This is a genomic window from Vibrio sp. SCSIO 43155 (assembly GCF_023716605.1).
Taxonomy (GTDB): Bacteria; Pseudomonadota; Gammaproteobacteria; order Enterobacterales; family Vibrionaceae; genus Vibrio; species Vibrio harveyi.
In genome coordinates this window covers 2,906,796-2,921,255 of sequence record NZ_CP071852.1, presented here as the reverse complement: position 1 = coordinate 2,921,255, position 14,460 = coordinate 2,906,796, and the positions used below count along the sequence as shown (strand labels likewise).

Sequence of the window (14,460 nt, the reverse complement as noted above, 5' to 3'; positions counted from 1 at the left end):
TGAGTCAAGCCATGAATACCGTTCCGTCCCCACCTTTCACCTTGAAATTGCTTCTCCCTAAATACTGGTCTGTCTGGTTTGCATTTGGCTTGCTCGCGTTTGTTGTTAATGCGCTACCGTATCCGCTGCTGCGAGTACTGGGAAGAGGTATTGGCTCCCTTGCAATGCTGCCAATGAAGCGCCGCCGGAAAATTGCTAAGCGTAATCTCAAGCTCTGTTTCCCTGAATATAATGAACACCAGTGTGAGGAGTTGGTGAAGGCAAACTTTAAATACACCGGCATGGCACTGATTGAAACGGGCATGGCTTGGTTTTGGCCCGATTGGCGGGTAAAACGTTTGGTGACGGTGGTTGGTAAAGAGCGCATTCTTGAACAAGAAAGAAATGGACGTGGTGTGCTGGTGATATGCAGCCACCATCTTAACTTAGAGATGACGGCGCGTATTTTTAGCCAATTTGCGAAAGGGTACGGTGTGTATCGCCCGAACTCAAACCCTGCTTATGAGTTTATTCAGCATCGTGGTCGAACGCGCTGTGGGCATCAAATGATAGACCGAAAAGACGTAAAGTCGATGCTTAAAGTTCTGAAAAATGGTCAGCGGCTGTGGTACCTACCAGATCACGATTATGGGGTGAACAATTCGGTATTTGCTCCTTTCTTTGCCGTTGAACAGGCGGCAAGTACGGCGGGATCGAGTGTATTAATTGATGCAACCAAGTGTGCGGTGATGTCCGGAGTGACGGTCATGAACGATAACCGATATACGCTTTACATTGGTGAGGATCTGAGTGGGCAGTTTGAACGACGAAATCCAGTTAAAGCCGCGAGTATTTTGAATCAAGAGATTGAAGGGATGATAAAACGAGATATTCCCGCGTGGATGTGGTTGCACAAGCGATTTAAGACTCGCCCTGAAGGACTTCAATGCGTCTATTCATAAATCTCATTACTAGATACAAAAAAGGTCGGCTTAGTGCCGACCTTTTTTATTTAAGATTTAGATTTACTCTGCGCTTGCTGAGCTTTCTTCGCTTGATTCATCTTCTTTGGTTTCTACTGCCATATCAACCGTTTGGTTGTCGATTAGGCGGGCTTTACCTAAGAATGCTGACATCAAGATTACCGCTTGGGTTGTCTCTGCAGTGATTGCTTGAAGTGTACGAGCATCACGGATGAAGATTTCATCTGGTTGAAGACCTGCTGCACGAAGCTGATCGCTTGCGTCTTCAATCACTGATGCGTAATCATCACGACCGCCACGCATTGCGCTGCTAATCCAACGCATTGTACGAGCTAGCACTGGTGCACGTTGACGCTCATCAATCGTCAAAAGACCATTGCGTGAGCTCATTGCAAGACCGTCCATCTCACGTACTGTTGGTACGCCAATAATCTCGATGTCCATTGCCAAGTCTTCAACCATCTTGCGAATCACGGCAAGTTGTTGGAAGTCTTTTTCACCAAAGCACGCAACATCAGGTTGAACGATGTTGAAAAGCTTGTTAACGATGGTAGTAACGCCACGGAAATGACCTGGGCGAGAAGCACCTTCAAGAATGGTAGACAGACCAGGAACATCAACAAACGTTTGTTTATCCAAGCCTTCTGGGTAGATGATTTCAGGTGTTGGTGTGAACACGATTTCTACGCCTTCACCACCTAGCTTGCTCAAATCTTCTTCTAGAGTTCGAGGGTAGTTGTTTAAATCGTCTGCACGGTCAAACTGCATCGGGTTTACAAAGATGCTTACAACAACGACATCCGCGTATTCGCGAGCTTTACGAACAAGTGTTAAGTGACCTTCATGGAGGTTGCCCATAGTTGGAACAAACGCCACTTTACGACCTTCACGCTTAAAGGTTTTTACTTGTTCACGAATCGCTGAGATTTCCGCAAAAGTTTGCATGCATTTATCCTCTAGGCAATGGTATGAGCTTCGTCTGGGAATGCACCGCTTTCAACATCAGCCATATATTGAGCCACGGCTTTGCGCATATCGCCTGTTTCAGCAAGGAAGTTTTTCGAGAATTTTGGCATGTAGTTCGCCGAAATTCCAAACATATCGTGCATTACAAGAATTTGACCATCTGTCACATTACCTGCACCAATACCAATTACTGGAACATCAAGAACTTGCGTAATACGAGCCGCTAATTCAGCAGGAACACACTCTAGTAAAACAATTTGAGCACCAGCTTCTTGCAGTGCCAGTGCGTCTTTTACCATACGATCGGCTTTTTCTTGATCGCGGCCTTGCACTTTGTAACCACCAAAGATATTGACTGATTGAGGGGTTAGACCAAGGTGAGCACATACTGGTACAGCACGTTCAGTTAGCATCTTAACGGTATCAACTAACCAGTCGCCGCCCTCGATTTTTACCATATTTGCACCAGCACGCATTAGCGTTGCTGCGTTCTCACACGCTTGCTCTGGCGTAGCGTAGCTCATGAATGGCATATCAGCCATCAATAGACAGTTTGGACTGCCTGCGCGTACACAGCGGGTGTGATAAGCGATATCTTCAACAGTAACGGGTAACGTGTCTGATTTACCTTGCAGAACCATACCTAGAGAGTCACCTACTAATAAAACAGGCATTTCTTGGCTTTCAAAAAGTTGGGCAAAGCTCGCATCGTATGCAGTTGAAGTAGCAAATTTACGACCTTCTTGCTTCCACTTAATCAGGTCGTTAATGGTCATTTTTTTCATTGTTTTTTCCTCACTAGGAGTTGGCTATGACTGCCAAATGCTGAGGCCGTTACGATCTACTTGCTCAAGTAGTGACGATACCTCGGTCCCGTCTGGGAGTTGTAAACTTGGTGCAATTTCCGCAAGAGGGTAGAGTACGAACTCGCGCTCTCTCATTCCATAGTGTGGAACTGTCAGTCTTTCGGAATCAATCACCTCATTGCCGTAAAGAATTATATCGAGATCCAAGGTTCTTGGTCCCCAACGTTCATCTTTACGGACACGCCCTTGTTCTTGCTCAATCGCTTGGGTGCAATCGAGTAGCTCAAGAGGCGTCAAATTGGTTTTTATCGCCACAACCGCATTGATGTAATCCGGTTGGTTTTGTGGTCCCATCGGCGTACTGCTGTAGAGCGAAGAGGCTTGCACAAACTCAGAGTTTGGGATTGATTTTAGAGCCTCAATCGCTTGTTTCGCTTGGCTGACGGGATCAGCCAAGTTACTGCCTACCGCAATGTATGCTGTGATCATGATTTTGGCTTACTCTTTTTCTTGCGATAGGTTTTGCGGCGGCGTTGACCGGTTTTAGGTGCTTGGCTATCAAGGTCACCTGCCATTGCTTGGCGCATTTCTCGGCCTGCATTTTGGAAAGTTTCCCACCACTTGGCAAGCTTCTGAGTCTCGCCACCCTCAATTTCACCGCGCATTTCAAGAAAATCAAAGCCAGCTCTAAATTTGTTGAGCTCCATTAGGCGGAATGCACGCTTACCATTACGTCGAGGAAGACGTAATTGCAGTTGCCAAATTTCACGGATAGTGGCGGTATGACGGCGTGGAATAGCAATCGTACGAACTTGGTCATCAAGAATGATGTTGCTCGCTTCCATGATGGCATCGTAATGGCACAGATTACGCTGTTCCATTAACTTATCTGCCATCGCACATAGCGGGTACCACAGCATTGCAGCAAACATGAATGCTGGGTTAATGCGCTTGCCTTCTTCAATACGCATGTCGGTTGAATCAAGCACTAAATCGAGCATTTGCTCGGTGTGAGATTCGTATTCTTCCGTGAAGTGCTCAGCAATTGCTGGGAACAACTGTTGGAATAGGTTGTACTCACGCAGGAGGTGATAGGTCTCTAGACCATGACCTGATTGAAGCAGCTTTAACGATTCTTCGAACAGGCGCGCAGATGGGATGTCGCGTAGTAGCGTTGACATCTCTTCAATTGGTGCGGCGGTGTCTTCTTCGATGTCGAAGTCGAGTTTCACGGCAAAGCGAATCGCACGCAGCATACGCACAGGGTCTTCGCGATAGCGGGTTTCTGGATCACCGATCAGGCGAACAAGGCGGTCTTCTAGGTCTTCAATACCACGCGCGTAGTCGTGAATTGAGTAGTCTGCGATGTTGTAGTACATCGAGTTAATCGTGAAGTCACGGCGCTCTGCATCTTCATCAATCGTGCCGTAAACATTGTCACGAAGCAGCATGCCTTCTTTAGACTGCTGTGAAACGTTCTTGTTTTTTTGCTCTTGGTGGTGACCGCGGAAAGTCGCAACTTCGATGATGTCACGTCCAAACATAATGTGGGCGAGACGGAAGCGACGACCAATCAAACGGCAGTTTCTAAACAGTTGCTTGATTTGTTCTGGAGTCGCGTTGGTTGCGATATCAAAGTCTTTTGGTTTCTGTCCAAGCAGTAAGTCTCGAACCCCGCCACCCACAAGAAAAGCATCGAAACCGGCACCGTTTAGTCGGTATAGCACCTTCAGTGCATTGTCACTGATCTGCTTACGCGAAATGTTGTGCTCTTCACGAGTAATTACATTGAGAGCGAGTTCTGGGATCATGGCAGATTCGCTTGTTGTATAGTCGTTTGTATTCATGTGCATCTGGCAATAACTGGGTTTAATCCAATCTTGCTTTGGTTAGTTTTTTACGCCTCTAGGGCCAATTTTGCGGCTAATAATAGCCTACGCAGTGCCGTTTGAGAATCTCGGTGTGATCTCGATCTCTGCTGGAAGCTGCTCTAAACACCAATTTTTACATCCCCAACGCAGTATTTCATCTACATTAGCGGCTTGAATGGCTTCTGGAATATGGAAGCCTAAAAACGTCATGGCGTGCAGCAGAGCAGGCTTCGGATTATCGACATCAATCGCTGTCGCATGATTTTGTTTCGACAGCTTGTTGCCATTAGTATCCATCGCTAATGGCAAATGTAAGTAGCTAACTTCTGGTTTTCCAAGGATTTGGTACAAGCTGATTTGACGACCTGTAGGTTCAATTAAATCGGCTCCACGGACGACTTCAGTCACCCCTTGGTCAATGTCATCTAATACTACCGCAAGATTATAGGCAAATAATCCATCTCGACGTTTAATAATGAAATCTTCATTTACTAACGCAGGAGGCATGGTCATCAAGCCATGCTTCTGATCGAGAAAATTAGCGATGGGCTTGGTCATTTTTAGGCGAATCGCGCCTTCTTTCAAGCCTTTGTCGCGACAAGTGCCGGGATAATAACCACCATGCTCTTTGATTTGCTTGCGCGTGCATTGGCAATAGTAAGCGTCACCATTCTCTAACCAAGTATCAATTTGCGTCTGATAAAGGTCGTGACGGTCACTTTGATAGACCACTTCGCCATCCCAGTGCAGTTGATATGCTTTTAGCGCATTCAGTATAGCCTCAGCCGCTCCTGGCATCTCTCTTGGTGGATCAAGGTCTTCAATACGAACGAGCCAAGTACCCTGGTTAGCTTTCGCTTGGAAATAGCTGCCCAATGCAGCGACGAGGGAACCAAAATGTAATGGACCAGAAGGGGATGGGGCGAATCGACCTACATAGCGTGTCATGCGTATATCTCGAAATTATACGGGTATAAAAAGCGACAAACTCGACGTTGCGAAGTTAGCTAAAACAAAAAGGGAGCCTGAGCTCCCTTTCAATAATCATAATGCCAGATTGATTAACCTTGCATCTGTTTCTCTTTGATCTCTGCAAGTGTTTTACAGTCAATACAAAGGTCTGCAGTTGGACGCGCTTCTAGGCGACGAACGCCGATCTCTACGCCACAAGATTCACAGAAGCCAAAGTCGTCTTCAGTGATTTTATCTAGAGTCTTTTCGATCTTCTTGATCAGACGACGCTCACGGTCACGGTTACGCAGTTCTAAGCTGAACTCTTCCTCTTGAGAAGCACGGTCAACTGGATCTGGGAAGTTTGCTGCTTCGTCCTGCATGTGGTGTACAGTGCGATCGACTTCTTCCCTGAGCTGATTACGCCAAGCTGTTAAGATCTTTGTAAAGTGTTCAACCTGCTCTGGTGACATGTATTCTTCACCAGGCTTTTCCTGATATGGCTCCACACCGGCAATGGCTAGGATGCCTATCGTTTTCTTCTTTGATTCTGGCATACAGCATCTCCTACTTACACCTAGTCAACTGCTTTGCAGTCAATTTAAGGCGGGTATCTATAGCAAAAAGAGGCGGTGCAGGCAATTACTGAATTGCAAACTTATCATCATTGTGAAGATGACATCATTTTTTCTCTTAATTGATAAATTCAATCGCCGAGATTAGTTTGATTTCAGTGTTGCTTAACTCAGCTTTATAGCAGAGAACTTCCACTCCAGCGTCTTGTGCTTGTTTTAGTAACGTTGAATATTTCGCGTCTATATGGTGCGCCGCGGATACTTTTTCAATACCTGAATGTAAAACAGTGAATAAAAGTATGGCTCTACTTCCATTTTGTGCCATTTCTGTGAGCTCTCTCAGGTGCTTTTGCCCTCTGGTAGTCACGGCATCAGGGAAATAACCTTGTCCTGATGAGCTTTCTTCATCAAGTAGGGTGACGCTCTTCACTTCTATATAACACTTTGATTTGTCGCTTGCGCTGAGCAAGATATCAATTCGGCTATTTTCATTGCCATATTTCACCTCAGTTTGAAGTTGGTCATATCCCAACAACTCTGAAATGACATTATTTTCAATTGCTTCTACGGCTAATTGGTTCGCGCGAGCGGTATTAATGCAGATCCGATGCCCTTGTGCGGTTTCACTGAGTTCCCAGCTGTTCGGATATTTGCGCTTTGGGTTATCGGAAGTGGAGTACCAAACTTTGTTGCCCGGAGTGGCACAGCCTGTCATTGCGCCAGTGTTCGCACAGTGAATTGTTCGAATCTCACCGTTATCCAGTTCGATATCGGCAAGAAAGCGTTTGTAGCGTTTGAGCAGAGTCGCTGACTCTAGAGCGGGTTCGAATTGCATTTGCTTATTTAGCCAAGAGTGTTTTTATGTACAATGTTGCCAACATTACACCACAGGGTATTTCCTTTGTCACAATTGCCGATTGAAGCCGTGATGCCACAATTACTTACGGCGGTCAAAAATCAACATCAAGTGATCCTCAAAGCCGCACCAGGTGCTGGTAAATCCACGTACTTCCCACTGCAACTTCTACAAAAACAATCTGTGACAGGCAAAATCGTGATGCTGGAGCCTCGACGTCTGGCGGCGCGTAATATCGCTCGTTATCTCGCACAGCAGTTAGGTGAACAAGTCGGAGAACGTGTTGGGTACCGAGTTCGCGGTGAAACGAAGGTGAGTAAAAACACGCAACTTGAAATTGTGACTGAAGGGATCATGACCCGTATGATCCAAAGTGACCCTGAATTAAACGGCATCGATTTACTGATCTTTGATGAATTTCATGAGCGCAGCATTCACGCAGACACCGCGTTGGCTTTCAGTTTGGAGGTTCAAGAGGCATTACGAGATGATTTAAAGCTTGTTGTGATGTCGGCAACGCTCGATCAAGGTGCGTTGCAAACCTTGCTGCCAGAGGCGGCATATATAGAGTCTCAAGGTCGCAGTTTTGAGGTAGAGACTCGTTACTTGCCGCTAGGAGTCAACGATCACCTACCGACATCAATGGCAAAAACAATAGAAAGTTTAATTCAGAAAGAGTCTGGTTCTTTGCTTGCTTTTCTTCCGGGTGTTGGTGCCATCAAGCAAGTGCAAGAGCGTTTAGTACACCTACCTGATAACGTAGAAGTGTGTCCGTTATACGGTCAACTTAGCTTTGCCGAGCAGCAAAAAGCCATCGCTCCTGCTTCTGGAGATAAACGCAAAGTCGTGCTCGCGACTAACATTGCCGAAACTTCTTTGACCATTGAAGGTATTCGACTAGTTGTTGATTCTGGATTAGAGCGTGTGGCGCGTTTTGATTTGAAGAATGGGCTTACGCGATTAGAGCAAGTACGAGTGGCACAATCGTCTGCGATTCAACGTTCTGGTCGTGCAGGGCGTATTGAAGAGGGGATTTGCGTTCGCCTTTACTCTGAAAGCCAATTTAAGCAGCAACCACAAGTGCCACAGCCAGAAATACTGCACTCAGACTTAGCGAGCCTAGTGATGGAGTTAGCCTTTTGGGGAGCGGGAGATATTTCCGAGCTCAAATGGCTCAGCACTCCTTCGGCGGCATCTCTTGCTCAAGCTAAGCAGTTGTTAATTGCGTTAGGGCTGCTTTCTGAGCAAGGTCAACTGACTCCTGAGGGCAAAATTGCTCATGAGCTTGGCGTAGAACCTCGCTCGGCAGCTATGCTAATTCAAGCACAGCAACATGACGTAAAAATGCTAAACACTGCACTGGCTGCGGTCGCTCTTATTGAAGAGCCAGAGCGTAATATCACGAATATCGCACACAGCTTACATCGTTGGGTGAGTGGTACACATCCGAAAAAATCGATATTGCATAAGCGATCTCAAACCGTCGCCCTTAAACTGGATACGATGTTCAGTCTATCAGAGGTTGATGAGCGAGCACTGCCGTTAGTATTAAGCCTTGCATTTCCTGATCGTGTCGCGCAGCAACGTTCGAATCAACATGGGCGTTTTACATTGTCCAACGGACATGGTGCTGAGTGCCGACCAGAAGAAACTTTAGGCGATTGTGATTACTTAATCGCGATTGATTTAATGCGATCGCATTCCAACTCTAGTCAAATTAATCTGGCTTGTGAACTAGATATCAATGAGTTAGAAGAAGTGTTTGAGCATCTCTTTACAACAGATGATGTGGTTGATTGGGATGAGAAAAAAGGTCGATTGATGGCTGAGCGTCAAGTTAAGCTTGGGCGTTTGATTATCAAGCGGGATGCCTTGCCAAGCCCAGGCAAAGAAAAAATGACACAAGCTTTACTCACCTATGTCCGCCGTCAGGGCTTACAAAGTCTAAACTGGACACCAGCAGCGGAGAATTTACTAGAACGTATTCGCTGCGCAGTGGAATGGTTACCAGAGCAGGCTTGGCCAAGTTTTGATGACGTTGATTTGCTGGCGAGCTTAGAAGAGTGGTTAGAGCCATACATGAGTACGGTTGCCTCAGTGAAAGACTTGGCAAAGGTAAATTTAGTGAAAGCACTAAATGCTCGATTGGGATGGCCGTTGAATCAGCATATTGATGAGTGGTTGCCTGAAGAGTACCGCCTGCCAACTGGTTCGAAAAAGCGAATTCGTTATCAGTGTGGTCATGAGCCTGTGCTTTCTGTCCGTATGCAAGAGGTGTTTGGTGAAAGTACTTCACCAACTGTGGCACAGGGACGAAAGCGCCTGGTGCTTGAATTACTCTCTCCAGCACAACGCCCTCTTCAGGTGACGACAGATCTCGCCGCATTCTGGGTGGGAAGCTACAAAGAAGTACAGAAAGAAATGAAAGGTCGTTACCCTAAGCATGTTTGGCCTGACGATCCAGCGACGCATGTAGCGACAACCAAAACAAAAAGACAATTGAACAATGACTGATACTAAAAAGCCCGGTGCAAAGCGAGCGCCAGCCAAGAAGACCGCGTCAAGTAAAACGACGACTAAGAAAAGTGGCGCAAAACGCCCAAGAAAATCACCAGCGAAAAAAACAAACAATGGTAAACGTTCTTGGCTTAAAGTCATTTGGTCGTTCAGTTGGAAAGCCGGCGTTGCCTTGGCTGCGGTGTTATTGTTTGTCGGTATTTACCTAGATAGTGTGGTTAAAGATCGCTTTGATGGCCAGTTGTTTGATCTGCCTACGGTGGTTTATGCCCGCATTCTCAATTTAAGCCCAGGACAGAACATTACGATTAAAGAGATGCGTAATGAACTCGATGTGCTGAACTACCGTAAAGTCAGCCAGCCTCGTTACCCAGGTGAGTATTCATCTTCTTCAACGCGTATTGAACTGATTCGTCGTCCGTTTGAATTTGCTGACGGGCCAGAGCCTGATCGTCATGTGATGTTGCATTTCTCAAGCAGCGGCTTACAACGTATTCAATCTTTAGAGTCGAAAGGTGATCTTGGCTACTTACGCATTGAACCTAAGATGTTGGGAATGCTGGAAAAAGACCAAAATGAGCAACGTTTGTTCTTACGTCGCGATCAATTCCCGGAGATCTTAGTTGATGCATTATTAGCGACGGAAGATCGCGACTTTTATCAACACGATGGTGTATCACCACTTGCCATTGCCCGTGCTTTAGTGGCGAACATCAAAGCGGGTCGTACCGTACAAGGCGGCAGTACGCTAACTCAACAGTTGGCGAAAAACTTGTTCCTGACTCGTGATAAAACCTTGTGGCGCAAGGTGCGTGAAGCGTATATCGCATTAATTCTCGATTATCGTTACAGCAAAGACCGTATTCTGGAAGCTTACCTCAACGAGGTATATTTGGGTCAGAGCGGTGGTGATGCGATTCATGGTTTCGCTTTGGCATCACGCTATTACTTCGGTCAGCCTATCCAAGAGCTACGTATCGATCAGCTTGCAATGCTAGTGGGAATGGTAAAAGGACCATCTTACTACAACCCTATTCGCTACCCAGAACGTACTAAGACGCGTCGTGACTTAGTACTGCGTCTACTGATGCAACAAGACATGCTGACTGCGCAGCAATACGAACAAGCGGTGAGTCGTCCACTTGATACACAAAGCAAGCCACGTATCGCTAGTCGACAGCCTGCGTATTTCCAACAACTGAATATCGAACTGAAAGAGAAGGTGGGTGACAACTTCAAAGCAGAAACCGGATTACGCTTATTTACCTCTCTTGATCCTGTATCGCAAAGTAAACTCGAAAAAGCCATTGCGAAGAAAGTCCCTGAACTGGCAAAACGTGCAGGTAAGGAGCTTGAAGCGGCTGCTGTTGCCGTGGATCGTCATAGCGGTGAAATTCGCGCAATGGTTGGCGGTAAACGTGTCGGGTATGAAGGCTTTAACCGTGCACTGAATGCCAGTCGTCCAATTGGGTCATTGGTTAAACCTGCTATCTATCTGACGGCATTGGAGCAACCTGAAAAATACAACCTTGGGACAACGCTTCATGATACGCCTCTGAGTTTGAAGGGGAGCAAAGGCTCCGTTTGGTCGCCACGCAACTTCGACCGTAAGTTTCGTGGTGATGTTCCGTTGTATTTAGCCTTGGCAAAATCATTGAATGTACCAACCGTTCGTTTGGGGATGCAGCTTGGTATCCCAGAGGTGTCTAATACCTTAGAACGCCTTGGTGTTGATAAGAATGAAATTCGCCCTGTGCCATCCATGTTCTTGGGCTCATTTTCATTAACACCGTTTGAAGTAGCGCAAATGTATCAAACGCTGACTAACTCTGGTAAGCGTGCCAAGCTGTCGGCGCTGCGTTCGGTTGTCGATATGGACGGCAATGTGCTTTATCAATCTCTACCTCGGTCAGCTCCAGCAGTAGATGAACAAGCGGCTTGGTTAACGACCTATGCTATGAAGCAAGGTGTCGCACAAGGGACAGGACGATTCCTACAAAGTCAGTTTGCTTGGGCAGCACTAGCAGGAAAAACGGGTACGAGTAACGACAGTCGTGACAGTTGGTTTGTGGGTATTGATGGGCGTGAAGTTACCACGATTTGGCTTGGGCGCGATGACAATAAGTCTACCAAGTTGACAGGTTCAAGCGGTGCATTGCGTGTTTACGCGGAATACTTGAAACAGCGTATTCCTGAAAGGTTGGAGCTACCTTGGCCAAAAGAGGTGACGACACTTGGCTTCCAAAAAGCAGCGAACGGCGCGTTAGAAATCAATTGTCGTAGTGAGTACAAATTGCCAGTGTGGGACAAAACTGGGCAAATCAAACAACAATGCGAGAAAAAGTCGAACTGGTTGAATAATTTATTTGATTGGTAAGACCATCAAAAACACCATCACTGACTTGTGCAGTTGTTCAATTCTTAGTACAAGTAGGTGTTAAATATTCAATAAAGGAAGAAGTGAATGTTCAAAAAGTCGATCTCAAGCTCATGGTTGCGTTTTATTGCACTGTGGGTCTGCTCCTTTTTGATTGCCACTCCTTCCTTTGCCAAACACATCAGTGATGATCATCCTCGCCCTAAAATTGCCGTCGTGCTTGCTGGTGGTGGTGCAAAAGGTGCCGCCCATATCGGGGTTTTGAAGGCGCTTGAAGAGATGCATATTCCGGTTGATATCATTACCGGCACTAGCATGGGCGCTTATGTCGGTGGTTTATATGCGACTGGCATGAGCGCGGATGAAATTGAAAGCTTTATCTACAGTGTGGATTGGAACAGCGGCTATCGAGACCGTGTTGACCGCAGCCAACGTCGCGTCCGCGACAAAGAATATGAAGACCGTTATCAAATCACGACAGATCTAGGCTTAAGGTTTGGTGAAGTTCGTTCACCGACTGGTGTCGTTCAAGGGCAGAATATGCTTCGTATTTTGCGTGAAACGACAGGTAACCTTGGTCGTTTTGACTCTTTCGATGACCTTGCTATCCCATACCGCTCGGTCGCCACTGACATTGTTGAATTGGAAGAAGTGGTGCTTGATAACGGCTATCTTGTTGATGCAATGATGGCAAGTATGTCTGTTCCAGGCGCACTCCCTCCTTATGAACTAAATGGTCATATGCTGGTGGATGGCGGTGTGGTCAATAACATGCCCGTAGATGTCGCTCGTGCTATGGGGGCCGACATCGTTATTGCGGTGGATATCAGTACTGACTACAAAAACAAAGAAGACTTTACCGGTTTGTTTACCGTTGCTGATCAGCTTTCTAACTATCTTGTTCGTCGTAGTACCCAAGAGCAAGCCGAAACACTAAGCGGAGATGATGTTTATATTCGTCCTAATGTAGGGCAAATGGAGACGGTTGAGTTCAATAAAATGCCCGATGCGTTTCAGGCTGGTTATGAGATCACCAAGAGTCTTGAGTCCAAATTGAAAGGCTTGAGTGTGTCGAACGCCGAGTACCAAAAGTACATTGAGCACAAGCAAGATGCGCGTAAAAATCTGGAATATGGTGATCAGCGCGTGGTTGATCAGATTGTATTGGTGAACAATACGCACTACAGCGATGTGTTGCTGACTAACCGTCTAGAGCTTGATACTGGGCGACCATTAAAAACAGACGAAATCGAAAAAGCGGTCGAAAACCTTTATGCGCTGGATCGCTTTGAATTGATCACTTACCACTTCGAAGAGATCGATGACGTTAATTTATTGGTCTTTGAGGTAAACGAAAAGTCATGGGGACCGAACTACCTCAATTTTCGCTTCTTCCTAGAAGATGACTTTAACACTGACAGCCAGTACGGAATCGGCGTGTCAGCAAACTTCACCAATCTGAACTCTCACGGTGCGGAACTGACTCTAAATGTTGATATGGGCACTGATAAACTGATTGAAGCGGAGTTGTACTCTCCAGTACTTTCGAGTCAGGAATTGTTTGTTTCTGGAAAACTCAATTACAACACTGAGAACCGGAACTTACCTATCGATGACGAGTTTGAAAACCCCGATATCGGCTCCGTTTATGACTATTTACCCGTTTCTTATACCGAGTTTATCACTGAGCTGGCAGCGGGTGTGCAACCAACCTTGTGGCAAGAATTCCGAGTTGGTGGTCGCTATACCAAAGGGACGATAGAGGCCTCCACCATTCAGTCTGCGGGTGAGCTCGACTACGAGCGATTGGGGGTATTTGCCAACTATCGCTTAGATACACTGGATGACTTTGCATTTCCGACTCGTGGCATGCTGATTGACTTGGACTACCTTGTTTCTCATGACAAAACCCCAGAAGATCTCCGAGGTGAAAACGCAAAAAACAGTATTGAAGATACGGTTTATGAAATTACCGCTCGTTTTAAGGGGGCGGTGACTCACAGTCGTCATACTTTAGTCGGTCAAGCGGAATACAGCTTTGTTGAGAGTAAAAACTCTTTTGTACCTTTGGACCCTAGAGAGCTAGGTGGTTTCTTAAATTTGTCTGGTATCCCTCGTAACAGTCTGATTGGACAAAACTTATTCTATACCAGTTTGGTGTATCGTTATAAATGGATGGATAACGACTTTGGGCTGTTTGAAGCGCCAGTTTACCTTGGTGCATCCCTTGAACATGGTGGTGTTTGGTCGGATAACGATCTCAAGCTGAATGAGGCACCGCTGTACAATGCCGCATCAATTTTCTTTGGTGTTGATTCGCCAATAGGACCCGTTATGTTGGCATACGGTCGTACAGAGCAGAATTTAGATGCCGTGTACTTGATCGTTGGAACATCATTTAAATAACCGGGAATAGGACAGCAAAATCTCCGCATATTTAGCCAAAATTTACCGGACTTTAGTCGTAAGTTGCTATGTTGGTCAAAATGATGAGATTTTAATTTAACGTTAAATTTGCTATCCTTTCGCCCACAGTTTGGCCTCTACGGCGCTGTTTCTCAATCAGAATTGAATGAAAA

11 protein-coding genes are annotated in these 14,460 nt (G+C 46.1%); 4 read left to right on the top strand and 7 right to left on the bottom strand.

Translation table 11 applies throughout. The features are described 5' to 3' along the window. Window positions 1-11 precede the first annotated feature (11 nt). Window positions 12-941: a Kdo(2)-lipid IV(A) acyltransferase gene (locus tag J4N44_RS13825; protein ID WP_026138215.1), complete on the top strand. Its 930-nt coding sequence runs from the start codon at window positions 12-14 to the stop codon at window positions 939-941. Window positions 942-1,004: 63 nt separating this feature from the next. Here the strand turns inward: J4N44_RS13825 and panC are convergent, their stop codons facing one another. From panC to sfsA, 7 genes are all read right to left on the bottom strand, one after another. Next, on the bottom strand, window positions 1,005-1,907 hold the full coding sequence (gene panC / locus J4N44_RS13820; RefSeq protein ID WP_009698749.1) for a pantoate--beta-alanine ligase: 903 nt from the start codon (window positions 1,905-1,907) through the stop codon (window positions 1,005-1,007). An 11-nt stretch (window positions 1,908-1,918) separates the two neighbouring features. Further along, window positions 1,919-2,713, bottom strand: coding sequence for a 3-methyl-2-oxobutanoate hydroxymethyltransferase (gene panB, locus J4N44_RS13815; RefSeq protein WP_009698748.1), 795 nt, complete (start codon window positions 2,711-2,713; stop codon window positions 1,919-1,921). Window positions 2,714-2,737: 24 nt separating this feature from the next. After that, a complete protein-coding gene (gene folK, locus J4N44_RS13810; protein ID WP_029790349.1) occupies window positions 2,738-3,223 on the bottom strand; it encodes a 2-amino-4-hydroxy-6-hydroxymethyldihydropteridine diphosphokinase in 486 nt (161 codons plus the stop codon). Then, a complete protein-coding gene (gene pcnB / locus J4N44_RS13805; RefSeq protein WP_005446289.1) occupies window positions 3,220-4,587 on the bottom strand; it encodes a polynucleotide adenylyltransferase PcnB in 1,368 nt (455 codons plus the stop codon). The genes folK and pcnB overlap by 4 nt, the downstream gene beginning before the upstream one ends. A gap of 81 nt (window positions 4,588-4,668) precedes the next feature. After that, a complete protein-coding gene (gene gluQRS, locus J4N44_RS13800; RefSeq protein WP_005446291.1) occupies window positions 4,669-5,553 on the bottom strand; it encodes a tRNA glutamyl-Q(34) synthetase GluQRS in 885 nt (294 codons plus the stop codon). 113 nt (window positions 5,554-5,666) lie between these two features. After that, entirely contained in the window at window positions 5,667-6,113 is a 447-nt protein-coding gene (gene dksA, locus J4N44_RS13795) for an RNA polymerase-binding protein DksA (protein ID WP_005439389.1), read from the bottom strand. Between the two features lie 136 nt (window positions 6,114-6,249). Further along, a complete protein-coding gene (gene sfsA, locus J4N44_RS13790; protein WP_005446293.1) occupies window positions 6,250-6,966 on the bottom strand; it encodes a DNA/RNA nuclease SfsA in 717 nt (238 codons plus the stop codon). A gap of 66 nt (window positions 6,967-7,032) precedes the next feature. Here sfsA and hrpB point away from each other — a divergent pair, with 66 nt between their 5' ends. The 3 genes from hrpB (at window position 7,033) to J4N44_RS13775 (ending at window position 14,287) form a co-directional block, all read left to right on the top strand. After that, the gene (gene hrpB, locus J4N44_RS13785; RefSeq protein WP_252044562.1) at window positions 7,033-9,501 is read left to right on the top strand and encodes an ATP-dependent helicase HrpB; all 2,469 of its coding nucleotides are present in this window, start codon (window positions 7,033-7,035) and stop codon (window positions 9,499-9,501) included. Further along, the gene (gene mrcB, locus J4N44_RS13780; RefSeq protein ID WP_009698745.1) at window positions 9,494-11,881 is read left to right on the top strand and encodes a penicillin-binding protein 1B; all 2,388 of its coding nucleotides are present in this window, start codon (window positions 9,494-9,496) and stop codon (window positions 11,879-11,881) included. The genes hrpB and mrcB overlap by 8 nt, the downstream gene beginning before the upstream one ends. A gap of 87 nt (window positions 11,882-11,968) precedes the next feature. After that, window positions 11,969-14,287, top strand: coding sequence for a patatin-like phospholipase family protein (locus tag J4N44_RS13775; RefSeq protein ID WP_017189145.1), 2,319 nt, complete (start codon window positions 11,969-11,971; stop codon window positions 14,285-14,287). Window positions 14,288-14,460: the final 173 nt, after the last annotated feature.

Excerpts from the sequence above, each read along its gene's own strand:
- J4N44_RS13825 (WP_026138215.1), top strand. The coding sequence starts at position 12 with ATGAATACCGTTCCGTCCCCACCTTTCACCTTGAAATTGCTTCTCCCT.
- mrcB (WP_009698745.1), top strand. The coding sequence starts at position 9,494 with ATGACTGATACTAAAAAGCCCGGTGCAAAGCGAGCGCCAGCCAAGAAG.
- J4N44_RS13775 (WP_017189145.1), top strand. The coding sequence starts at position 11,969 with ATGTTCAAAAAGTCGATCTCAAGCTCATGGTTGCGTTTTATTGCACTG.
- dksA (WP_005439389.1), bottom strand. The coding sequence starts at position 6,113 with ATGCCAGAATCAAAGAAGAAAACGATAGGCATCCTAGCCATTGCCGGT.
- folK (WP_029790349.1), bottom strand. The coding sequence starts at position 3,223 with ATGATCACAGCATACATTGCGGTAGGCAGTAACTTGGCTGATCCCGTC.
- panB (WP_009698748.1), bottom strand. The coding sequence starts at position 2,713 with ATGAAAAAAATGACCATTAACGACCTGATTAAGTGGAAGCAAGAAGGT.
- gluQRS (WP_005446291.1), bottom strand. The coding sequence starts at position 5,553 with ATGACACGCTATGTAGGTCGATTCGCCCCATCCCCTTCTGGTCCATTA.
- sfsA (WP_005446293.1), bottom strand. The coding sequence starts at position 6,966 with ATGCAATTCGAACCCGCTCTAGAGTCAGCGACTCTGCTCAAACGCTAC.
- pcnB (WP_005446289.1), bottom strand. The coding sequence starts at position 4,587 with ATGCACATGAATACAAACGACTATACAACAAGCGAATCTGCCATGATC.
- panC (WP_009698749.1), bottom strand. The coding sequence starts at position 1,907 with ATGCAAACTTTTGCGGAAATCTCAGCGATTCGTGAACAAGTAAAAACC.